21 protein-coding genes are annotated in these 21864 nt (G+C 48.5%); 10 read left to right on the plus strand and 11 right to left on the minus strand.

Going from position 1 to position 21864, the window contains the following annotated elements; translation table 11 throughout:
• Window positions 1-130: 130 nt before the first annotated feature.
• Entirely contained in the window at window positions 131-1147 is a 1017-nt protein-coding gene (gene pspF, locus T411_RS0106610) for a phage shock protein operon transcriptional activator (RefSeq protein WP_001187692.1), read from the minus strand.
• 209 nt (window positions 1148-1356) lie between these two features.
• On the opposite strand from pspF, the gene pspA reads away from it, so the two are divergent.
• The 7 genes from pspA (at window position 1357) to T411_RS0106645 (ending at window position 8697) form a co-directional block, all read left to right on the plus strand.
• Window positions 1357-2025 carry a phage shock protein PspA gene (gene pspA, locus T411_RS0106615; protein ID WP_000511053.1) on the plus strand — a complete coding sequence of 223 codons (669 nt, stop codon included), beginning with the start codon at window positions 1357-1359 and terminating at the stop codon, window positions 2023-2025.
• Window positions 2026-2038: 13 nt separating this feature from the next.
• On the plus strand, window positions 2039-2272 hold the full coding sequence (gene pspB / locus T411_RS0106620; RefSeq protein ID WP_000093876.1) for an envelope stress response membrane protein PspB: 234 nt from the start codon (window positions 2039-2041) through the stop codon (window positions 2270-2272).
• The gene (pspC, locus tag T411_RS0106625; protein WP_000043976.1) at window positions 2265-2654 is read left to right on the plus strand and encodes an envelope stress response membrane protein PspC; all 390 of its coding nucleotides are present in this window, start codon (window positions 2265-2267) and stop codon (window positions 2652-2654) included. Before pspB ends, pspC begins: the two co-directional genes overlap by 8 nt.
• Window positions 2655-2825: 171 nt before the next feature.
• A complete protein-coding gene (locus tag T411_RS0106630) occupies window positions 2826-3857 on the plus strand; it encodes an efflux RND transporter periplasmic adaptor subunit (RefSeq protein WP_001044376.1) in 1032 nt (343 codons plus the stop codon).
• A 1-nt stretch (window position 3858) separates the two neighbouring features.
• Complete coding sequence (locus T411_RS0106635) at window positions 3859-4938, plus strand: efflux RND transporter periplasmic adaptor subunit (RefSeq protein ID WP_000691878.1); 1080 nt, start codon at window positions 3859-3861, stop codon at window positions 4936-4938.
• Window positions 4931-8029, plus strand: a complete 3099-nt coding sequence (gene vexK / locus T411_RS0106640; RefSeq protein WP_000003254.1) for an efflux RND transporter permease subunit VexK — start codon at window positions 4931-4933, stop codon at window positions 8027-8029. The genes T411_RS0106635 and vexK overlap by 8 nt, the downstream gene beginning before the upstream one ends.
• An 86-nt stretch (window positions 8030-8115) precedes the next feature.
• On the plus strand, window positions 8116-8697 hold the full coding sequence (locus T411_RS0106645; protein WP_001881458.1) for a DNA-3-methyladenine glycosylase I: 582 nt from the start codon (window positions 8116-8118) through the stop codon (window positions 8695-8697).
• An 86-nt stretch (window positions 8698-8783) separates the two neighbouring features.
• Here T411_RS0106645 and T411_RS0106650 read toward each other — a convergent pair whose 3' ends face one another.
• On the minus strand, window positions 8784-9974 hold the full coding sequence (locus tag T411_RS0106650) for a cystathionine beta-lyase (protein WP_001288985.1): 1191 nt from the start codon (window positions 9972-9974) through the stop codon (window positions 8784-8786).
• An 80-nt stretch (window positions 9975-10054) separates the two neighbouring features.
• Window positions 10055-11509, minus strand: coding sequence for a cardiolipin synthase (gene cls / locus T411_RS0106655; protein ID WP_000362111.1), 1455 nt, complete (start codon window positions 11507-11509; stop codon window positions 10055-10057).
• 567 nt (window positions 11510-12076) lie between these two features.
• Between cls and T411_RS0106660 the strand changes: the two genes are divergently transcribed.
• Both T411_RS0106660 and T411_RS0106665 read left to right on the plus strand, forming a co-directional pair.
• Complete coding sequence (locus tag T411_RS0106660; protein ID WP_059443372.1) at window positions 12077-13411, plus strand: sodium-dependent transporter; 1335 nt, start codon at window positions 12077-12079, stop codon at window positions 13409-13411.
• Window positions 13412-13518: 107 nt separating this feature from the next.
• Window positions 13519-14226, plus strand: a complete 708-nt coding sequence (locus T411_RS0106665; protein ID WP_000459673.1) for a TIGR01621 family pseudouridine synthase — start codon at window positions 13519-13521, stop codon at window positions 14224-14226.
• A 58-nt stretch (window positions 14227-14284) separates the two neighbouring features.
• Here T411_RS0106665 and T411_RS0106670 read toward each other — a convergent pair whose 3' ends face one another.
• The 5 genes from T411_RS0106670 to T411_RS0106690 all read right to left on the minus strand — a co-directional run bounded on the left by T411_RS0106670 (window position 14285) and on the right by T411_RS0106690 (window position 19039).
• Complete coding sequence (locus tag T411_RS0106670; RefSeq protein WP_000887116.1) at window positions 14285-14905, minus strand: CDP-alcohol phosphatidyltransferase family protein; 621 nt, start codon at window positions 14903-14905, stop codon at window positions 14285-14287.
• Window positions 14898-15560 carry an ATP-binding cassette domain-containing protein gene (locus tag T411_RS0106675; protein ID WP_000577782.1) on the minus strand — a complete coding sequence of 221 codons (663 nt, stop codon included), beginning with the start codon at window positions 15558-15560 and terminating at the stop codon, window positions 14898-14900. Before T411_RS0106675 ends, T411_RS0106670 begins: the two co-directional genes overlap by 8 nt.
• Window positions 15526-17226 (minus strand): ABC transporter permease, encoded by a 1701-nt coding sequence (locus T411_RS0106680; RefSeq protein WP_000946515.1) that lies wholly within the window; start codon window positions 17224-17226, stop codon window positions 15526-15528. Before T411_RS0106680 ends, T411_RS0106675 begins: the two co-directional genes overlap by 35 nt.
• Before the next feature lie 13 nt (window positions 17227-17239).
• Window positions 17240-18388 carry an ABC transporter substrate-binding protein gene (locus T411_RS0106685; protein ID WP_000738534.1) on the minus strand — a complete coding sequence of 383 codons (1149 nt, stop codon included), beginning with the start codon at window positions 18386-18388 and terminating at the stop codon, window positions 17240-17242.
• Between the two features lie 207 nt (window positions 18389-18595).
• Complete coding sequence (locus tag T411_RS0106690; RefSeq protein WP_000778133.1) at window positions 18596-19039, minus strand: META domain-containing protein; 444 nt, start codon at window positions 19037-19039, stop codon at window positions 18596-18598.
• A gap of 146 nt (window positions 19040-19185) precedes the next feature.
• On the opposite strand from T411_RS0106690, the gene T411_RS0106695 reads away from it, so the two are divergent.
• Entirely contained in the window at window positions 19186-19452 is a 267-nt protein-coding gene (locus T411_RS0106695; protein WP_000436139.1) for a DUF1289 domain-containing protein, read from the plus strand.
• A gap of 5 nt (window positions 19453-19457) precedes the next feature.
• Here T411_RS0106695 and T411_RS0106700 read toward each other — a convergent pair whose 3' ends face one another.
• The 3 genes from T411_RS0106700 to T411_RS0106710 all read right to left on the minus strand — a co-directional run bounded on the left by T411_RS0106700 (window position 19458) and on the right by T411_RS0106710 (window position 21858).
• Complete coding sequence (locus tag T411_RS0106700; protein ID WP_000828213.1) at window positions 19458-19673, minus strand: hypothetical protein; 216 nt, start codon at window positions 19671-19673, stop codon at window positions 19458-19460.
• 164 nt (window positions 19674-19837) lie between these two features.
• Complete coding sequence (locus tag T411_RS0106705; RefSeq protein WP_001086615.1) at window positions 19838-20935, minus strand: ABC transporter permease; 1098 nt, start codon at window positions 20933-20935, stop codon at window positions 19838-19840.
• Complete coding sequence (locus T411_RS0106710; RefSeq protein WP_001286637.1) at window positions 20932-21858, minus strand: ABC transporter ATP-binding protein; 927 nt, start codon at window positions 21856-21858, stop codon at window positions 20932-20934. The genes T411_RS0106705 and T411_RS0106710 overlap by 4 nt, the downstream gene beginning before the upstream one ends.
• Window positions 21859-21864 lie beyond the last annotated feature (6 nt).

Consider the following 21864-nt stretch of genomic DNA (forward strand, 5'->3'; position numbering starts at 1 on the left):
CGTAATAATGCATTCATAGTGATCTGAGTCAGTCACGAGGCGTTGGCCAGAGTCTGGCAAGCCTCAAAATCCCGCTAATTTACCATTGTTTTTCGAACGAAACCAAGTGAAAAGGCGCATTTACCGCATATCACTCAACGTGAGGTGAGGCGTTTTCACTGTTCATTTGTGGGTACTTTCTCATCATGCCTCGAAATTGATGATAGCTGAGTCCCAGCAACTGCGCGGCGTGCTTTTGATTAAATTTCGCTTGCGTGAGTGCCGCTTGTAACAACTCAATATCACACTGTTGCTGCCATGCCTTGTAGTCAAGAGGCAAATGGAAGTCGGTACGAGTGGTATGGCGAACGTCCACCTGCTCAGATACGTCGGTGACAATGTCACTAGATTGGAACGGGTTAAAGACTAACTGTTCAATTGGTTGGCTATTCAACCCATGTTGATACACCGCGCGCTCCACCACGTTTTTCAGCTCACGCACATTGCCCGGCCAAGAGTAGGCTTGCAGTTGGTGTAATGCATTGGGGCTAAAGCCAACAAAGAGTGGCACTTGTAGTTCACGGCACATGCGAATAGCAAAATGTTCGGCAAGCAGCGCAATATCTTCTGGTCGATGGCGAAGTGCGGGCAAATGAATCACGTCAAACGCCAGTCGGTCCAGTAAGTCTGCGCGAAATGTGCCTTGCTGAGCCATTTGCGGTAAATTCGCGTTGGTTGCACATACCAAGCGCACATTCGCGTTTAATACTTGGTTGCCACCGACACGTTCATATTGGCCGTATTCGATCACGCGTAGCAGTTTTTCTTGCACTGAGAGTGGTGCAGTGGCCAATTCATCTAAAAACAGCGTACCGCCTTCGGCACGTTCAAAACGTCCTTGATGGCGTCCTTTGGCTCCAGTAAACGAGCCTGATTCATGGCCAAACAGCTCTGAATCGATCAGCCCTTCACTGAGCGTTGAGCAGTTTAGCGACACCAGCGGTTGTTCCCAACGTTTTGATAAATAGTGCAAGCGCTGGGCGATCAACTCTTTACCCGTTCCGCGCTCGCCAATGATCAGCACAGGACGATCGATCGGCGCCAAACGTGAGACTTTGTCTAACACCGCTAAAAACGCAGGTGACTCTCCGAGCAAGCTCTGTTGCATCCTCTATTTCCTCAAAGTGGTGAAATTGACCAACTGTTGGTGAATTTCATCATAGCATGCTGAGTGAAAAAGTCGGTATATTTGTAATTGTTTGAAAAGTATGGGTTTAAAAGTTGGCACGTAATTTGGATTTATCTTTGCAACCAACGCACAGCATGGGGCTGCAGCGGTAATCTCAGTGTTTGGCACTGAAGGATAGGAGAAACGTCATGGGTATTTTTTCTCGTTTTGCAGACATCGTAAATTCCAACATCAGCGCGCTACTGGATAAAGCAGAAGATCCAGAAAAAATGATCCGCCTGATTATTCAGGAGATGGAAGATACGTTAGTGGAAGTGCGTACCAATTCAGCCAAAGCAATGGCAGATAAAAAAGAGCTGGCGCGTAAAGTGAGGTCGATTGAACAGCAGTTAGAGGATTGGCAGAACAAAGCGACGCTGGCGCTGACTAAACAACGTGAAGATTTGGCGCGCGCGGCACTGATCGAGAAGCAGAAACTGCAACATGTACTGAAAGGCTTGCACACAGAGCAGACGCTTGTCGAAGAAACCATTGAAAAGCTGACAGGCGAAATTGGTAAGCTCGAAACCAAAATCACTGAAACCCGTGCGAAACAGCAAGCGTTAGCGATTCGTAGCCAAGCGGCGAGTCATCGTCGCGATGTGCAGCGTCATTTGCACGCGGGTCGTAGCGAAGAAGCGATGGCAAAGTTTGAGCAGTTCTCGCGTAAAGTCGATGAGCTGGAAGCGGAAGCCGATCTTTATGCACAATCAGGCCAAGCGCGCTCTTTGGAGCAAGAATTTGCTGAGCTACAAGCACAAGATGAGATTGAAAAAGAGCTCAACAAGCTTAAAGATCAGATGAAATCAGACCAATAATTGGGAGTAGACTATGTCCTCATTTTTTATCGCTGTGCCATTGATCGTTTTTTGTATCTTTGTTGCACCGCTGTGGCTGATCCTCCACTACCGGAGTAAACGCAAAACCGGGGATGGTCTATCGGATGAGGAGCTGCAACTTCTGCGCACCCTGTCGGATAAGGCAAATCGCTTGCAAGACCGCGTGGAAACCTTAGAGCGGATCTTGGACGATGAAACCCCAAACTGGAGAAATCGCTATGAGTAAACGCGAGCTGTACCGCGACCCATATAACGGCAAAATAGCGGGGGTTTGTGCAGGGTTAGCGAATTACTTCGGCCTAGAGGTTTGGCTGGTGCGAATTTTAGTGATCACCGCCGCCTTGCTGGGTGGGACGTTTTTAGTGCTGGTTGCTTATGTGGCAATGGCTCTGATGCTGGAGAAGCTACCGAAGCAGTACCGCGAAGATATTCGTAGTCAGCAAGCGCATACGCTGAAAAGCAAACCTTGGGCACAAGGGCAAGCACCAAAAGAGCTGTTGCACACGCTAGATCGCGATCTCAGCCAAGTCGAGAGTCGAATTCGTGGTGTGGAGGCGTATGTCACCTCCGAAGCGTTTAAGGTCAACCGCGAGTTTCGCAAGCTCTAGCCGCCAGCGCCAATTACAAATCGTAGTGAATAGATAGGCGCGAGTTATTATTGAGCGGTATGAAATGCCGCTCTCACTTTCGCTAATATTTGGTTAAAAATCGATGGCGCGAGTGGAGTTAACGCACTGATTCACCTATGTTTGAGCTATGTCTAAGCATAGGTAATTGGTATGAACAAAACCCTTTTGGCCTTTTCCATCTGCTCCACTTTGCTGGTGGGGTGTGGAAAAGAGCTTCCTCCCGTGCCTGAGCCCGATTCGCGGCCAGCTAAATTGACGACTGTGTCCGTAGGTAACAACACCTTTTCTCGCCAATTTCCAGCCACTACGGCGGCTGGCGATCGCGCGGTGCTCGCTTTCCGTGTACCCGGACAACTACAAACCATTGATGTTTTAGCCGGACAAGAGGTGAAGAAAGGTGAGGTACTTGCCAGACTCAACCCTGACGAATATGCGTTGTTAGAACAGCAAGCCAACGCCAATTTTCAATTAGCCGATGTGCAATTTCAGCGGGCACAGCGATTACGCCAAGACAAAGTCGTGTCCGAGCAGGATTTCGACCAAGCTCAAGCCAATCACAATTCCGCGAAAGCCACCTGGGAACAAGCCAAAGCCAATCTGCGTTATACCCAATTGATCGCCCCTTATGATGGCACCATTTCGCTGATCCCAGCAGAGCAGTATGAGTATGTCGCAGCCAAGCAAGGGGTGATGAATATTCAAACCAATCAACTGCTCAAAGTGCAGTTTCTCCTTCCCGATCATTTGCTTAATCGCTTTTCTCGTGACGGTGTAGAAGCGCATATGGTGTTTGACTCGTTCCCTAACCGCCAATATCCGCTGCAATTTCAAGAGATAGATACCGAGGCCGATTCCAAAACCCGCTCCTATAAAGTGACTATGGTGATGGAAAGACCCAATGATGTCGGCATTTTGCCGGGTATGGCGGGACGTGTAAGCCTCATGGCTCCGAGTGGTAGCGCGACGGTGATCCCCACTTCTGCATTGTTTGCAGAGCAAGGGGGAAAATACGTATGGCGAGTCGATGAAGCGGGGCTGGTCAGTAAAGCTGCGGTCACTTTGAATGATCAACGCCAAGTGCTTACAGGTTTAAATGATGGTGACCGGATCATTATTTCCGGTGTCAGTGGTGTGACCGAGGGCATAAAAGTGCGTGAATGGGTCAAGGAGCGAGGACTGTAGGATGAAAATAATTCGTTACACCGCTTGGTTGGCTCACTTACTGTTGATCGCAGGATGCAGTGAACCCACGAAGCTTGAACGCGATACGCTACCGCGAGTAAAGGTGGCGCAGGCAGGTGAAAAAGTCAGTGATAAGCTCTTTTTTCCTGCGGTGGCCAATGCGGCTGAACGTTCTCATTTGAGTTTTCGAGTGGCAGGTGAAATCAGTAAGTTCCATGTCAAAGAGGGCGCTCGCGTTAAGCAAGGCGACATCTTGGCTGAAATTGAGCCGACCGATTACCGTTTGGCTGTCGATAATGCTCAAGCACGATTTTCCGTGATTGATAGCCAATATCGGCGTTCACAACCACTGGTCGAAAAAGGCTTATTAGCCAAATCACAGTTTGACGAAATTGCTGCGCAGCGCCAAATCGCTCGTGCTGAGCTTGAGTTGGCGAAACTTCGTCTCTCCTTCACCCAATTACGCGCACCAATGGATGGCATCATCTCGCGTGTCAGCGCTGAGCAGTTTGAAAGTGTTCAGGTTGGCCAACAAATCGTCAATATTCACAATATCGATAGCGTTGAAGTTTTGATTCAACTGCCTGATCGCCTGTATGCGACACAACCGACGGCCAGCGAGTTGGCGAAGATAGAAACCGTGGTGCGTGTCCCAAGTGGTCAAGTTTATCCCGCACGTATCAAAGAATTCACCACTGAGCCAGACCCTGCCACGGGGACATTTACTGTCACCCTTTCTCTGCCCATGCCAGAGCAAGAACTGATCTTGGATGGCATGGCTGTTGAAGTGAGTGCCAAAGGGCAACATGTCGGGCTAAACCCACTCAACACCATCAGTATTCCGATTGAGGCGATTTTTAATGCCGACGGTGATGAGTTAGACAAAACTGCTCAATATGTTTGGTTGCTCAACAACGACAATACGGTGAGCAAACGTCAGGTGCGGTTAGCGAAAGCGTCACGCAGCCATGTTCAAGTCAGTGAAGGAATTAACGCGGGAGATCGTTTAGTGGTCGCTGGCGTTGCAAGATTGAGAGATGGAATGAAAGTACAAATCCTTGAGGAGCGTGGCCATGAGTGAACAGAAGCAGACCCCGCCAGAGAATTATGAGAACCAAGGTGTTGCCGCTTACTTCATCAATAATCGCGTGATCAGTTGGATGGTTTCGCTGATTTTTTTGATTGGAGGGACGGCCGCATTTTTTAATTTAGGACGTTTGGAAGACCCCGCTTTTACCATTAAAGATGCCATGGTGGTGACCTCTTATCCGGGTGCAACTCCTCAGCAAGTGGAAGAGGAAGTGACTTATCCGCTGGAAAAAGCGATTCAGCAATTAACCTATGTTGATGAGGTGAATTCGATTTCGAGCCGTGGTTTATCCCAGATCACGGTGACAATGAAAAACAATTATGGCCCGGATGATTTGCCGCAAATCTGGGATGAGCTGCGGCGTAAAGTGAATGATTTAAAAGGCGCTTTACCGCCGGGTGTGAATCCGCCTTTGGTGATCGATGATTTCGGTGATGTGTATGGCATCTTGTTGGCAGTTACTGGCGAAGGTTACAGCTACAAAGAGCTACTTGATTATGTGGATTATCTGCGCCGTGAATTGGAGTTAATTGATGGCGTCAGTAAAGTCTCAGTCAGCGGGCAGCAGCAAGAGCAGGTTTTCATCGAGATCTCGATGAAACGGATCAGCACGCTGGGAATTTCGCCGCAAACCGTCTTCAATCTGCTCTCGACACAAAACTTAGTCTCGGATGCCGGAGCGATCCGGATCGGCTCTGAGTATATTCGCATTCATCCGACAGGTGAGTTTGACGATGTGGAGAAATTGGGCGACCTGATCCTGAGTGAAAGAGGCGCACAAGGGCTGATTTATCTACGCGATGTGGCCGAAGTTAAACGTGGCTACGTGGAAGTTCCAAGTAACGTTATCACCTTTAACGGTAAGCTCGCGCTTAACGTGGGGGTCTCGTTTGCTCAAGGCGTCAACGTGGTGGAAGTCGGGCAACGCTTCGATCGCCGTTTGGCCGAGCTCAAATATCAACAACCGATCGGGATTGATATTGCCGAAGTGTATAGCCAGCCCAAAGAAGTCGATAAATCGGTCAGTGGTTTTGTGGTGAGCCTTGGACAAGCGGTCGCCATCGTTATCATCGTATTATTGTTCTTTATGGGGCTGCGCTCGGGGCTGTTGATTGGTCTTATCCTGCTTTTGACTGTACTGGGCACCTTCATTTTCATGCAGTATTTCAAAATCGACCTACAGCGTATTTCATTGGGCGCGCTGGTTATCGCTTTAGGGATGTTGGTGGATAATGCGATTGTGGTGGTCGAGGGGATTTTGATTGGCACGCAGAAAGGCCGAACGCGCTTGCAAGCTGCAACGGACATTGTCACCCAAACCAAATGGCCACTGCTCGGGGCGACAGTGATTGCCGTGACTGCCTTTGCGCCCATTGGCCTGTCGGAAGATGCAACGGGTGAATACTGTGGAACCTTGTTCACGGTATTGCTTATTTCGCTGATGCTGAGTTGGTTTACGGCCATTTCGCTGACGCCATTTTTTGCCGATCTGTTCTTCCGTGGTCAGAAAGCGCCAGCCAGCGGTGAAGAAAGCGATCCCTACCAAGGTTTTATCTTTGTGGTCTATCGCCGATTCCTTGAGTTTTGTATGAGGCGCGCTTGGCTAACGATGGGCGTGTTGGTGCTCGGACTTGCAGCGAGTTTGTATGGCTTTACCAAAGTGAAACAAGCTTTCTTCCCATCATCGACTACCCCTATGTTTATGGTCGATGTTTGGATGCCTGAAGGGACGGATATTCGAGCGACGGATGCCATTTTATTAGAGCTGGAAAAATGGTTGTCGGCTCAAGAAAGTGTCGACAGCGTGACCACTACCGCAGGCAAAGGTCTACAACGCTTCATGCTGACTTACTCACCAGAGAAAAGTTATGCCGCTTACGGTGAGATCACCACACGGGTTACGGACTACCAACAGCTCGCTGCCTTGATGGCGCGTTTTCGGGCGCACTTAGACGCCCGCTATCCTCAGATTAACTACAAGCTGAAACAGATTGAGTTAGGGCCAGGTGGCGGAGCCAAAATTGAAGCGCGCATTGTAGGTTCAGACCCAACGGTACTGCGCAGTATCGCAGCGCAAGTGATGGATGTGATGTACGCTGACCCCGGTGCCTACAACATCCGCCACGATTGGCGTGAACGCACCAAAGTGTTGGAGCCGCAGTTTAATGAAAGCCAAGCGCGTCGTTATGGGATCACCAAGGCGGATGTGGATGAGTTTTTAGCCATGTCATTCTCGGGTAAAACCATAGGGGTGTATCGGGATGGCACCACCTTGATGCCGATTGTGGCACGTTTGCCGGAAGAAGAGCGGGTGGACATTCGTAATATCGAAGGCATGAAAATCTGGAGCCCAGCACTGAGTGAGTATATTCCATTGCAGCAAGTGACTCTTGGTTACGAAATGCGTTGGGAAGATCCGCTGATTGTGCGTAAAAATCGTAAGCGCATGCTGACGGTGATGGCGGACCCAGATTTGTTAGGCGAAGAAACCGCTGCCACGTTACAACAGCGTTTGCAGCCACAGATTGAAGCCATTCCTTTACCGCCGGGTTATTTCCTTGAATGGGGCGGTGAGTATGAGTCATCCGGTGATGCTAAAGCTTCTTTGTTTAAAACCATGCCATTGGGTTATTTGTTCATGTTCCTTATCACCGTATTCTTATTTAACTCGGTGAAGGAGTCGCTGATCGTTTGGCTGACAGTACCTTTGGCGGTGATCGGGGTGACGACAGGTTTGTTGGCGCTGAATACGCCGTTTGGGTTTATGGCCTTGCTCGGCTTCTTGAGTCTTTCGGGTATGTTACTCAAAAACGGCATTGTGTTACTGGATCAGATCGAAATTGAAATGCACTCCGGCAAAGATCCGTATTTGGCGGTTGTCGATGCGTCTTTGAGCCGTGTTCGCCCCGTCTGTATGGCGGCGGTCACCACCATACTCGGTATGATCCCATTGCTGCCGGATATTTTCTTCCGGCCTATGGCGGTAACCATCATGTTTGGTTTGGGTTTTGCGACCGTACTGACTCTGATTGTCGTGCCGGTACTGTATCGCTTATTCCATCATGTAAAAGTCCCACAATAGCGATAATGTCAGTGAACGCTGATTAGAGACCTTAAAATACGTGGCTCTTTGGAGCCACGTTGCTCATTGAATGAAGAAGGATAAGCATGATGAATGCGGAACAGGGCGTATGTGCTTGGGCGATGAACCATCCCTTAGAGCGTGAATATCACGATAAAGAGTGGGGCAGAGCTGTGCATGATGATACCAAGCTATTCGAGTTTCTTACATTGGAAGGGGCGCAAGCGGGATTAAGCTGGCTCACGGTATTGAAAAAGCGCGAAGGGTATCGCCAAGCCTTTTTAGGTTATGATTTACAGCGCCTTGCACAGTGTGATGAAAGCCATGTTGAGCAGATCATTGCCGAGTATGATGTCGTAAAGCATCGCGGCAAAATTGCTTCTGTGTTCTCGAATGCGCGAGCCGCCTTGGCGTTACAACAGGAGTTCGGCTCTTTAGATGCCGCGTTGTGGCAATTTGTCGGTGGTCAACCCAAAATCAACCGCTGGGTAAGCATGAGCGATGTACCCGCCTCAACGGAAGAATCAAAAGCCATGAGCAAATTTCTGAAAAAACGTGGCTTTAAGTTTGTGGGCGAAACAATTTGCTATGCCTTTATGCAAGCGTGTGGTTTGGTCAACGACCACTTAGTTGGCTGTCCCAATCACTCTAATGCAGACAAGCTCTGATTCACCAAGAGCTGGTTTGGGAAAATACAGAAAATCAAAGCAAATAGGGGCTGAAGCCCCTATTTTGATCATGGAACGAAAAACTGCTATGCATGCAGGATTTGGTTGTAGCGCGCAAAACCCGCTTCCAGATCGGCGATTAAATCTTCGACATCTTCTAACCCGATATGAACCCGGAGTAGAGTGCCGCAGAAGTGAGGGTTTGCGACTGAGCGAAGAGAGGTAAAGGCTTTGGGTTCGTGGGCTAAGATCAAACTTTCAAATCCACCCCAAGAAAAGCCCATGCTGAAGTGTTGCATGCCATCGAGTAGAGCGGTTGTGGCTTCTGGATGCGTCGTTTTCAACACAAAAGAGAACAAGCCATTGCCGCCAGTAAAATCACGTTCGAAAAACTCGTGCCCCGGACAGGTCGCTAACGCAGGGTGGCGAACATGATCGACTTCTGGGCGAGTTTGCAACCACTGGGCAATCTGTAAACTGTTTTGTTCATGCTGGCGTAAACGTACATCGAGGGTGCGCAATCCACGCATTGCCATGTACACATCGTCAGGTGAGGCATATTGTCCCATCAAATAGCTGTGTTCACGCAGTTGTGCCCAACACTTCTCATTGGCGACCGCAGTACCGAGCATCACATCAGAATGACCGACAATGTATTTGGTCGCTGCTTGAATGGAAATATCGACGCCATGTTCGAAGGGTGAGAACAGTACCCCAGCCGCCCAAGTGTTATCCAACATGACAACGATGTCGTGCTCGTGAGCGATGCGAGAGAGTGTCGGAATATCCTGCACTTCCATGGTCAGTGAGCCCGGTGATTCGGTAAACAGAACCTTGGTATTAGGTTGAATCAACTCGCGAATACCTTCGCCAAGCATAGGATCATAATAGGTGGTTGATACACCAAGTTTTTTCAGGACTTTCTCACAAAAGTCACGGGTGGGTTCGTAACAGGTATCGACCATCAAGATATGGTCACCTTGCGCAACAAAAGAGAGAATCGCGTTGGTGATGGCCGCTGCGCCACAAGGGTAGAGCACGCAACCCGCGCCGCCTTCAATCTCAACCATTGCTTCTTGAAACGCGAAGTGAGTTGTGGTGCCACGACGTCCGTAAAACAGGGTTTTGTTGGCGCGATTGATCGCCGCTTGGTTTTTTTGTGCGACCGTATCAAACACCACAGTAGAAGCGCGTTGTACTGGGGGGTTAACCACGCCAAGTGTCCATTTTTTGTTGCGTCCCGCGGTAACGAGGCGGGTCTTTTTACCTTCTGACATCTGCTGTCCTTGTCTGACTTTACAAAACGTTATTTAAACCATGGTGCCGTGCCGGATGGCAACCCCACTCAGTGAGAAAATCACAATAATGGGTTAAAGAGATAAAATACGCGCTCCAAGAATCGGTTGTACCATGGGCGCTGCTCCCACTCGGCATAAACGACGGAATGAGACTGATCAATGTACTGCTGCTGCAGCCAATGCATCTGTTGAGTAAATTCCAGATCATCCACTGCGAGTGTAAGCTCAAAGTTAAGCCATAAGCTGCGCATATCCAGATTCACCGTCCCTACTAAACAGAACTGCTGGTCAATCACGACAGACTTGGTGTGCAACAAACCTCCATCAAACTCATGGATCTGTACGCCAGCTTCGAGCAATTCGCCGTAAAACGCTCTTGAAGCCCATTGCACCATGAGCGAGTCGTTCTTTTTCGGAATAATAATGTCGACTTTGATGCCACGTTGCGCCGTCATTTTTAATGTGGCCAGCAAATCTGCGCTTGGCACGAAATAAGGTGTAGTGATGCAGACTGAGCGATTGGCTTGGTTGATCGCTAACGTCAGCACTTGAGAAATTAAATTCTCAGGCATACCAGGGCCAGAAGGGACAACTTGGATTGGATGCTGAGGCTGATTCGGTTCGAGGCGGCATTCCGGATTTTTCGGCAACATGCGTGAGCCGGTTTCAAATTCCCAATCCCAGCAATGAATGGCCGAGAGGACATTCACGGTCGGTCCTGTCACTCGAACCATAATATCGATCCACTGGCCCACGCCTGCATTTTGCTTGAAGTAGGCAGGGTCAACCATATTCATGGAGCCGGTGTAGGCGATTTCATCGTCAATCACAATGATTTTGCGATGTTGGCGCAGATCTAGCCGACGTAGGAAGATCCGCCAAGGGCTGACTTCTAACGCTTGTACTACCTCAATTCCGGCATCACGCATCATTTTTTCCCAAGGGCTACGGAAAAAACGTGGGCTGCCAGCAGAATCGAGCAACAGTTTGACGTTGACACCGCGTTTTGAGGCTTGAATCACGGCCGAAGCAACGGCATCGGCTAAACCACCAGGATGCCAGATGTAGAACACCATACGAATTTGAAACTGGGCGCGTTCAATATCATCAATGATGGCGTGCAAGATTTCATTCGGAGAGTTGAGTAAAGATAAGGTATTGCCACTGAGTGCGGGTATGCCCATCCGGTTGTTACACAGCTCATCAATTCGTGAGATGTGTGCTCCCATCCCTTCTTGTACATGGGCTTGGCAATCATTGAGAGAGCGGAACCAGTGGCCGAAAGGCGTGAACATCTCTTTAGCACGTTCGGCTCTTTTACGGCCGAGGTTGAGTTCCCCAAACAGGAAATAACAGAGCACCCCCACAAACGGGATGATGTATATCACCATCAACCAAGCTAAAGAAACGCTGACCGCACGTCTTTTCAAGACAACGCGAATCGTGACACCGGCGACCAAAAGCCAATAGATGCCGATACTGAGCAAAGTGAGGAAGTGATAAACCTTGTCCATGCCTATCCAATAACAAACTGATATTCAAAGGAGATAGTAAAGCGAAAGCATAAGAGAAGGAAGCGAACTGGCCAAATTAATACAATAGTTAGGCTTATCCTGCTTGAAACGGCAAGTCGTCCGAGTATATCCCTTTCCAATTTGAAGCTGCAGCGGTGTTGGCTACGTTCGTTTACCCCAATCACATAGTCTGCCTATGCATGGGGATTATGAGAGCCATCCTTGGCTCTCACCAGAGGCTAGCCTTCGGCTGTGCAAATTTGTTCCCGACAAATTTGTCACTCACTTGCCGCCTACCTGCAACTTCAAGTCGTTTGGGTATAGGTAGGATGTTGTTGTTATTAATTTGTAAAAATGAGTGTAAGACGTCAAGCTTTGGATGAAAAACAAACAAACGCACCAGAAATATTACTGGTGAATAGCAAAATAGACTGTTCGGGCTTCCAATTTTATTCTTGAACTGATTTACTTGCCATACTTACAAAGTTAGTGATGATTTTGTCATGTGTAATTTTATTTTTACACCTACAATCATAAGCAAACAAACACAATTCATTGGTAGCAAATATGGCAAGTGGTTCTAGAGGTCAGTTCACCTCTCGATTTGGATTTATTATGGCTGCAGCGGGTTCTGCGGTGGGGCTTGGCAATGTGTGGGGCTTCCCAACTCAAGCTGCCAGTAATGGTGGTGCCGTTTTCCTTTTGGTTTATCTCTGTATGGTCTTTCTTCTCGCTTACCCGATGTTGGTGGCGGAGTTAACCATTGGGCGTTATGGTCAATCTAACCCGATACGTGCATTTCGCTCTGTTTGGCCGCAAGGCAAATGGGGTGCGATTTTGCTTGGTGTTATCGGCATGGTCGTGGTGTCACTTATCCTTAGCTTTTACGCCATCGTCGCAGGCTGGCTAGTTGGCTCCCTGTTTGGTAGTGGCTTAACGCTGATTGGTGCCGACAGTGCAAGTCAGTGGCTAACCTCGTTCAGTACTGAGCGAAATCTCATTCTGATGGTGTCATTCATGGTATTGACCATGTTTGTGGTGCGTAACGGTGTCGCTAACGGGATTGAAAAATGGTCTACCCGTTTAATGCCACTGCTATTTGTTTTGTTTGGTTTACTGACGGTGTACATCTTCACTCAAGAGGGTGCTCTGGATGGACTCAAAATGTATCTGGTACCAGATTTGAGCCACTTTACGCCTGATGTTGTGGTTAGCGCGATGGGCCAAGCCTTCTTCTCGCTGTCACTGGGTGTATGCGTGATGACCACTTATGGCTCATACCTCAACAAAGAAGCAAATTTGCCGAAAACCGCAGCACAAGTGGCTTTGATTGATACTGGTGTCGCCTTCATTGCTGGCTTGATGGTACTGCCTGCCATGTTTGTTGCGAAACACAACGGTGTGGAGATTTTCTCTCCATCCGGTGAGTTACTCAATTCTGATACCTTAGTCTTTACCGTGTTACCTGCGATGTTTGACACCATGGGGGCGGTAGGTGCTGTGATTGGTATTATCTTCTTCCTTTTGATGATCATTGCCGCATTGACTTCTTCAATATCTATGTTGGAAGTGCCCGTCGCTTGCGCAGTGGAAGAGTTACAGCAGAAACGATCTAGTGCGGTGTTATGGATTGGCGGTTTGGTCACGATCATTTCCGGTGTGATTGTGCTGAATTTTTCCAGCTTGTTTGGTTTAGTGATTAATTTCACCACGGTTTACTCGCAACCGATCATCGCACTTTTAATTACCTTGATTGCGGGTTGGATTTGGAATCGTAACCAGATCCTATCGGAGCTGAAACAAGGCTGCCCTGACATTGAAAACAGCCTATTTTGGAAAATCTGGCCTTGGTATGTGCGTCTTGTCTGCCCGGTTCTGATGTTGATGGTATTTTTTGCTTAATCGAAATATCAGAGAGATAGGTTTTACAGTAAAGCGGCTTTTCAGCCGCTTTATCTTTAGGCTGAGAGGGTTTTAAGTATAATCACGTCGCAAAGTGAGGCGTATTTATGTTTGATATTCTGTTTACCCATCCTGATTTTCTGCTTATCAATAAACACCCCAACGTATCGGTCCATAAAGATGATGGCGATACTATGTTGCTGCAAGAAGTGGCGACGCAAACAGGGGATGCCCAGCTCTATTTGGTGCATCGGTTGGATAAGATGACGTCAGGGATTTTGTTGTTGGCAAGAAATGCCACCTCGGCCAGTGAACTTTCGCAAGGCTTTGCTAAGCGCAAGGTTGAAAAATTCTATCTGGCGATTGGCAGTAAAAAGCCGAAGAAAAAACAAGGTTTGATTTGCGGAGATATGGAGCGCTCACGTCGCTCATCATGGAAGCTGGTGAACTCGCAAGAAAATCCGGCGATCACGCAATTTTTCTCTGCGACCGCGGCACCGGGGGAGCGCTTGTTTTTGTGTAAGCCCCATACCGGAAAAACCCACCAAATTCGCGTAGCGTTAAAATCGATTGGTTCTGCGATTGTAGGGGATCCTATTTACAATACGGCGGATAAGTCCGATCGCGGTTATCTGCACGCTTTTGCCTTGCGTTTTACCTATCAAGGAGAGGTTTACCAATGGCAGTGCGATCCGCGTCAGTTTTCACACTTAGGTCAGAAATGGCACGAAGAAGCGGTGAGCCAAGGGATTGAAAATTGGCTATCACCTTGGGATTTACCTTGGCCAGCGCTGAAAGTGGGGGTGAAAGAGTAGGCGAGCGTTCTCATTGTGCCCTCAACGTATCGATCAACTCACGTTGAGGGTGCGAACTTTACCCTTGTTCGACGTGTTGCAAGGTTTGAAAACCGTAATAGATGCGTGTTGCCGTAGTAAACCAACAGGCAGCACCAAACAGCCAAGCTAGGGTTGAAAAAGAGTGAGGCAATAAACACATCAAGATGAAGCAGGCGATGGTTTCTGTGCCCTCTGTCAGACCGCTCATGTAATACAAGGATTTGTGCTGATACACCGGATTGGTGATGTTACGTTTACTGGCCATGACTGCAAAAGCAAGAAAGCTACTACCCGTCCCGATAAAGGCAAAAATCAAGAAAGCGCCCGCGACCGAGTTATGTTCTGGGTTTGCAAGGACAAAGCCAAACGGCACTAAAGAGTAGAACAGAAAGTCGAGGCTAATATCGAGAAATCCTCCCGCATCTGTCAGCCCTTGGCGGCGTGCGAGGGCACCATCCAGTCCATCGCAGATCCTATTAACCACAATCAATAACAAGGCGAGCCAGTATTGCTGCATCGCAAGCGCAGGTAATGCTAATGCCCCAATCACAAAGCCAAATACCGTGGTTTGATTGGCGGTGACGCCCGCTTCATCCAGCAATCCTGCGGCTTGATGAAGTGGCCAGCGAATGATTTTTATCGCGTAGCGATCAAGCATGGTTTACCTCTGTTTCTTGCTCAATGACGGGCCATTCAATGACACGACTGCCCACTGGCACATCCTCATGGTCATGAGTGACCATAAGTGTTGGGATCCCTGCGCTGGTCAGCTGATTGAAAACCCAATCTCGAAATTGGCTGCGTAAGGCTTTATCTAATTTACTGAAGGGTTCATCCAGCAGAACCAATTTAGGCTCGGCGAGCAGCATACGCATCAAACTGATCCGTGCCCGTTGGCCACCGGAAATCTGCTCGGGAAACGAGCAAGCCAGCTCAGTGAGGGCAATTTTCGTTAAAGCGGCATAAGCGTTTTTCTTACGTTGTTCGCCTTTAATCGAATTCGGCAACGCAAACGCTAAGTTTTCCCACACATTGAGGTGTGGAAAAAGCCAATCTTCTTGAAAAAGCATGCCTACTTGGCGTTGATGAGCCGGTAAGGTGTTGAGCTGCGTATCCCCAAGTTTCATCGAACCTTGAAACGTAAAATCCGTGGCGAGATGACCCGCAATCACGCTCAATAAGGTGGATTTGCCGCAGCCACTAGGGCCCATTAGGCTCACAATCTCGCCTTCTGCGATAGTCAAATTAAACTCTGCCAAAAGGCAGCGGCCATCTTGTTTATGGATGGCGAGGTTTTCGAGAGAAAATATCATGAAATACCGTTGTCAATTGTGCTGCTCGGTAGCGGTGAATTTGCATGCGTCCGAGTAGCAGAGCTATTGAAAAGAACACAAAAGGCAGGAGTGCTTGGCAGAGGGCGTAAATGGCTGTCACTCGACGATCGTAACCGCTAGAAAGGGCAACGGCCTCTGTTGTGATAGTGGTTAAGCGTCCGCCGCCGAGCATCAAGGTCGGGAGATACTGCGCCAAACTGACACTGATCCCGACGGCCCACGCATAAAGCAGGGCAGGAAACAGCAATGGCAATTTGATTTTCCAGAAAATTTGCCATTCGCTTTTACCTAAACTGCGCGCAATCTTTGAGAAATTCGAATTGTAGCTTTGCCAAGGTCCACTTAAGGCTAAGTAAACTAAGGGAAATGCAAAAAATGTGTGTGCCCATACCACCCACCAAGTATAGGCTTGAGAAGCCATCAGCAGAGTCAAAACTTGAATACCGAACAACAAGGAGAGCTGGGGCAGCAACATAGGTAACGCGATGATGTAAACCGGGATCGCCCGTTGAGTGTGCAGCCGATACTCTTGGGCAAGGATGCCCAACAATAACGCTAAGCTACCGGAGCCAAGGGCAAGCAAAACGCTGGTTTCCATGTTGTGCAGGACATTCGGCCACTCGTCATACCAAAATTGTCCCGTCCATTGGGTTGGGAAGAGGTCTGGGAAGCGCCAGCGCTGTGCCAAACTCCAAATCAATGTGAGCGGAATCATGGCTCCTGAAATGGTGAACAAGAGCGTGAGTATGCTTTTGTGAGGCAAAGGAAAGTGAGAGCGACCGGAAGATTGCCACGCGCGATAGCCGCGAGTGAATAACCACTCAAGCGCAACAATCGCCACTAACACGATGCTTGCGAGAAGTAATAGCACTACCGCACCAGAGGCGGCTCTGGGGAGTAGGTTCAAATCGGGTTCATTAAACCACTGCCAAACTAGGACTGAAAACGTTGGGGGAGTAGTCGGCCCTAACACTAAGCTGAAATCGACCACGGAAATAGCGTATGCGGCGACGGCAAACAAAGTAAAGCGGATTTTGCGCAGCCACTGCGGGAAAACAATCTTCCACCACATTTGTGGCTCCGAATAACCCAGTGAAGCACTGAGCATTTTCATCTTGGTTAAATTCAACTGCTGTAAAATGGGCAAGCTGATCAACAGAATAAATGGCACTTCCTTCAGCGCCAGAGCGATAGTAAGGCCGATGGCGTAAGGGTCGTGCACCAACCACGTCACCTCATGCGAGTTGTCACGGAGTTCGAAGCCATAATAGAGCAGACGAGCCAACCACCCGGTCGAGGCAAACAAAGAAGCAAAACCGATCGCGAAGGCCACATGGGGTAAGGCAAGCAGGATAGATAAACTGTTTTCTATGCGCTTCCAGCGAGGATGAAACCAAAATCGCTGCAAAATGGCGAAGCTCATCAAGAGGGCAAGATAAGTGCTGAATAGGGTCGAAGTAACAGAAAGGAGCAAGGCGTATTCAACGCCTTGCCATTGCCAAACTTGACTAAAACCCTGCCAAGATACGTGGTGATGCCCAAGTACGGGCAGATAGCCTGAGGCTGAGATCAAGACTCCCGCCAACCCAGGTAGGATCGGCGCGACACAAAGCAAAATGAAACCCCAATAGGCAGTTCTAAGCATGGTCTGACAACCGTTACTTTAAGCTATTACCGTAGCGCTTTTGCCATTCTGCTTCGAGCGCGCTTTGCCAACTTGGGTGCGGCTCAGCAATCGCAGGGAATAGGATGGTATTTTTGGCACTGCCTGTCAGAAACTGAGGTTTCAATATGGAAGGGTCGCCCCAAATAGACAAATCCCCTTTACGAGATTGTGCTTCGTCACTCAGGAGGAAATTAATCGCCACCAGCGCCCCTTCTTTTGCGTTAGCGTTCCAAGGAATTGCTAAGAAGTGGATATTGGTTAAAGCGCCCTTTTTCATCGCATAGCTTTGCGCTGTCGGTGCGAGCTTGCCAGTAGCTTGCGCTGAAAATACCGCATTCGGGTTAAAGGTGATCGCGAGGTCTAGTTGACCATCATCCAGCAGTTGCATCATCTGGGCAGAGCCAGCGGGAAACTGTTTGCCTTTGCGCCAAGCCACAGCATGCAATTCATCTAAGTATTGCCATAGTGGTTGGGTGAGCTGCTCAAATGTGGCAGGCTCTACGGCTTGATTGAGTTCTGGCGCATAGTGAGTCAGTTCGATCAGGGCTGCTTTCAAGAAGCTGGTACCATGAAATTCAGGGGGCTGTGGGTAGCTAATGCGGTTTGGAAAAGCCTGCGCATAGCTGAGCAGCTCGGCAAATGAAGCCGGAGGATTGTTCACTTGCTGCTTATCATGAATAAACACCAATTGTCCGACGCCCCAAGGCGCTTCTAAGCCTTCAGTTGGCTCGGAAAAATCGCTGTCAACGGGTAAGCTTTTGTCGACTTTCGGCCAGTTAGGTAAATCTTCGACAAATGGCCCGTAGAGTAACTGGTTGTTTTTCATTGATTTGAAGTTTTCACCGTTAATCCAAACCAAATCGACACTGCCTTGCTCATTTTTTCCTGCCGCTTTCTCTGCGATCAAACGGGTAGTCGTTTCGGCGATATCCGTTACTTTCACATGCTGCAAGGTGACGCCATAGCGGGATTTGAGTAGGTCAGCAGACCAGCGCAAGTAGCTATTAATCTCTTGGCTGCCACCCCAAGCATGGAAATAAACCGTTTGTCCGCGGGCTTTCTCGGTAGTCTCTTCCCATGATTGCGCAGAAACGCCAAATGAGAGGGCGCAGGTCGTGAGAAAAGTCAGCATTTTTTTCATGAATTGTCCTTAAAATTTCGGCTTTACAGTATTTCTAGACCGGGTGAAAGATGCTTGTCTTTCATTATGAAGGAAAAAATTCAAAATGCTTGTTTTGCTTGCCTTAAGTGTGGCGAGGTCAGGATTAAATAGGGTGAAATAAAAACGGCAGCGATGTGCGCTGCCGTTATCTTATGCCGACGTTAAGCTACCGCTCTGGGAAAAGCGTTATTTGACCCAGTCACGCAGGGTAAACGTTAGCGTGTGAACATCGTTCTTCAGCGTCAGCGTCTCTTTGGTCAGGGTGATCTGGCTCCAGTCGGTCAAGGTTTGTGACACGGCTTGCTCCGTATCCATGGCATCACCAATGCACATTTTCATGGTCATGCCCATTTTCTCAATGCGGAATTGGTTATCTTTGAGTTCAGCCTTACCAAAGAAGTTATTACAGCCGGCATTCCCGCTGGCCATCATCTGTTCACCGATCTCCAAACGTGGTGCTTGTTCGTGTTCGCTTTTCACCACATCTTTGCCATCAATTTGAGTCAGTTGCCAATTATGGTGTTGAAGATCTTGAGCGGTAATCTGCACGGCATCACCATTGCTTGCACAAGCGGTCATCAATACAGGAAGGGTGATTGCGGCAAGTAATGATTTTGAACTAAGCTTCATATTATTCACTCCGAATGTGGAAACCCGCACAGTATAGTGAATAAAACACTGTTTTTGTCAGCATAAGGTCATGGTTTATATGAAACTTTGAACCTAGTCGCTTTATAAGCCACTACGAAGCCAGTAGAAAAGGATGTGATTCACCTATGGAGCAATTGGAGTTTTTCAATATTGTCAGCCCTTGCATTGGGGTATGCAGTGTCGATGAGAAAGGCTATTGCAAAGGTTGTTTACGTAAGCGTGAGGAGCGTTTTGAGTGGCTGAGCATGACTCCTGCGCAGCAATTACATGTGATTAAACTCTGTCGGCAACGTTATCGCCGTAAACAGCTGGAGGCGCGTGGTCAGAGCAAAACGGAAAATCTGAGCGAGAGTACAGTACCGCCGACTGACGCTCAGCAGACTCTGTTTTGACCTGTCTATTCAGACCACAAATCACTGACCCAACCTCCTACTTGATCATCGAAATGGTTGCCCGCAAATTTACGCGGTTCATTAGCACTCGGATCTTTTACTTGGGTCATCATTTCATAAATGTAGCGAGCCATGGGATCGCTGCAGCTTTCTACTTGTTGCTTACGAGTGGCGACCTCTCTTATCAGCTTTAGACGATAACTCTTGCTATTGCGTTTCATTGGCAAACCTCCAATTGTTGAGCGACTGAGTTTAAAAGTTAGAACTCAGTCACACTATCGTCAATGGTCATTTGCCGTACATTTTCTAATGCTATTCTTGCGCTCTATTTCGCTATCTCGTTCATATTTTTCGGTGCTATCACTCTGTTTGCCCCAATAGAGGGCTAATCGAGCGATTTTTTAAAGCGCAGCGCAGCCAGCATCAATCCAAAGAGAGTAAAGAGCGCGAGCCAGAGCGTATCGCGCCACAAGTCAGCTAAATCTGCCCCACGTAATACAATGCCACGGATCAAACGCATAAAGTGAGTCGCGGGGAGCAGTTCAGAGAGCCATTGTGCTGCGGTAGGCATTCCTTCATACGGAAACATGAATCCGGAGAGGAGAATGGAAGGAAGTAGAATAAATACTGTCATCTGCATGGCTTGGAGCTGGGTGTTGGCGATGGTGGAAATGACTAAACCCAAGGTCAAACTGGCAGAAATGAAGAGTAAAGTGCCGAAGAGAATTTGGCTTAACGCGCCATTAATCGGAACGGCAAAAATAAAATGCCCTAAACCAAGAATAATCGCCACTTGGATCAAACCAACAAAAATGTACGGGACGATTTTTCCTATCATCAACTCAATGGAATGGACAGGAGTGGTGATCAAAAGCTCCAAATTGCCTCGTTCGCGCTCACGCACAATTGCTGCACTGGTAAACAAGATCATGGTCATGGTTAAGATAACCCCGAGTAATCCGGGAACGATATTCACCGCAGAACGGCGGCTGGGGTTGTAAAGTAAAGTGATTTCAAAAGTGGGCGTTAAAGGTTGGATGCCGAGGGTTGGAAGATCGGTAAGCGGCATATTTTTTAGCCCTAACAGCGCGCCTGCGATCATGGTATCTGAACCATCAATCAACCATTGCCCTAATTCACGTTGTTGTTGGCTGCGTGCGACCAGATCGCTCGGCAAGATCAGCGCTGCGCGAATATCACCACTGGCAATCGCTTTTTCCGCCTCATTAACCGTGAGATAGTGCTGCTTGACGCGGATCACTTGAGTGACTTTGACGGATTCCACAAGTAACCGACTGAATGAGGAGTCGCTTTGATCCACCACGCCAATCGGTATATTGCGCACATCGGTATTAATCGCAAAACCAAATAGTAAGAGTTGAATGAGTGGGATCATCACAACCATGCCAAAAGTAATGCGATCGCGTGATAACTGACGAAACTCCTTCACCAAGACCGCTTTAATGCGAAACAGGCTGTTCATTGTCGCCCCTTACCTGTGACGGTAACAAAGACATCTTCCAAGCTCGGCCGGGCAAGGGTTAATTCTGCGGCGGCCAATTGAGGAAAGGTATGGCGAAGCCATAGGATAGGGTCAATAACGTCACGATGGACTAGTACGCGTAAGCGAATGCCGAGCTGTGCAGCTGAGCGAACTTGCGAAAAATTGAGCAACTTCTCTTTTAGACTCCGCAGCGCCGGAGCTTTTATTTCCACCACATTTACCCCCATCTGCTGCATCAATTTTTCAGGCTCATCGTCAGCGCGAATTTCCCCCGCTTCCATAATGGCCAAACGGTGGCAGCGCTCAGCTTCATCCATATAGTGCGTGGTAACCAGAATCGTGGTGCCTTGCGCGGAAAGGTCAAACAATTGCTCCCAAAACTCACGGCGGTTCTCAGGATCAACCGCAGACGTGGGCTCATCAAGAAACAGTAACTCAGGGTTATGCATCGTTGCAGCGGCTAATGCCAAACGCTGTTTTTGTCCACCACTCATGCCTGAAACACGCTGCTTACGTCGTTCATCTAAACCATAAGTTTTGAGTTGCGCTTGGGTGCGCTGTTGTAATGTACTGCGATTCATACCGAAAATCTGGCCAATAAACTGCAAATTTTCTTGCACCGTAAGGTCGTCATACAATGAGAATTTCTGCGTCATATAGCCAATTTTCAAACGCAGCAGTTCGGATTGCTTGGGAATCGAGAGCCCAAGTACCTTGATCTGCCCAGCGGTAGGCTGCAGCAAACCAGTTAACACGCGAATCGTGGTCGATTTACCGCAGCCATTCGGCCCTAAAAAGCCATAGATGCTGCCGCGTTCTACTTTTAAGTTAATGTTTTCTATAGCGGTAAAGTGCCCAAATTGTTTGACGACATTTTCGGCATGGATGGCGTAATCGCTCATTGCGGC

The organism is Vibrio cholerae ATCC 14035 (assembly GCF_000621645.1).
Taxonomy (GTDB): domain Bacteria; phylum Pseudomonadota; class Gammaproteobacteria; order Enterobacterales; family Vibrionaceae; genus Vibrio; species Vibrio cholerae.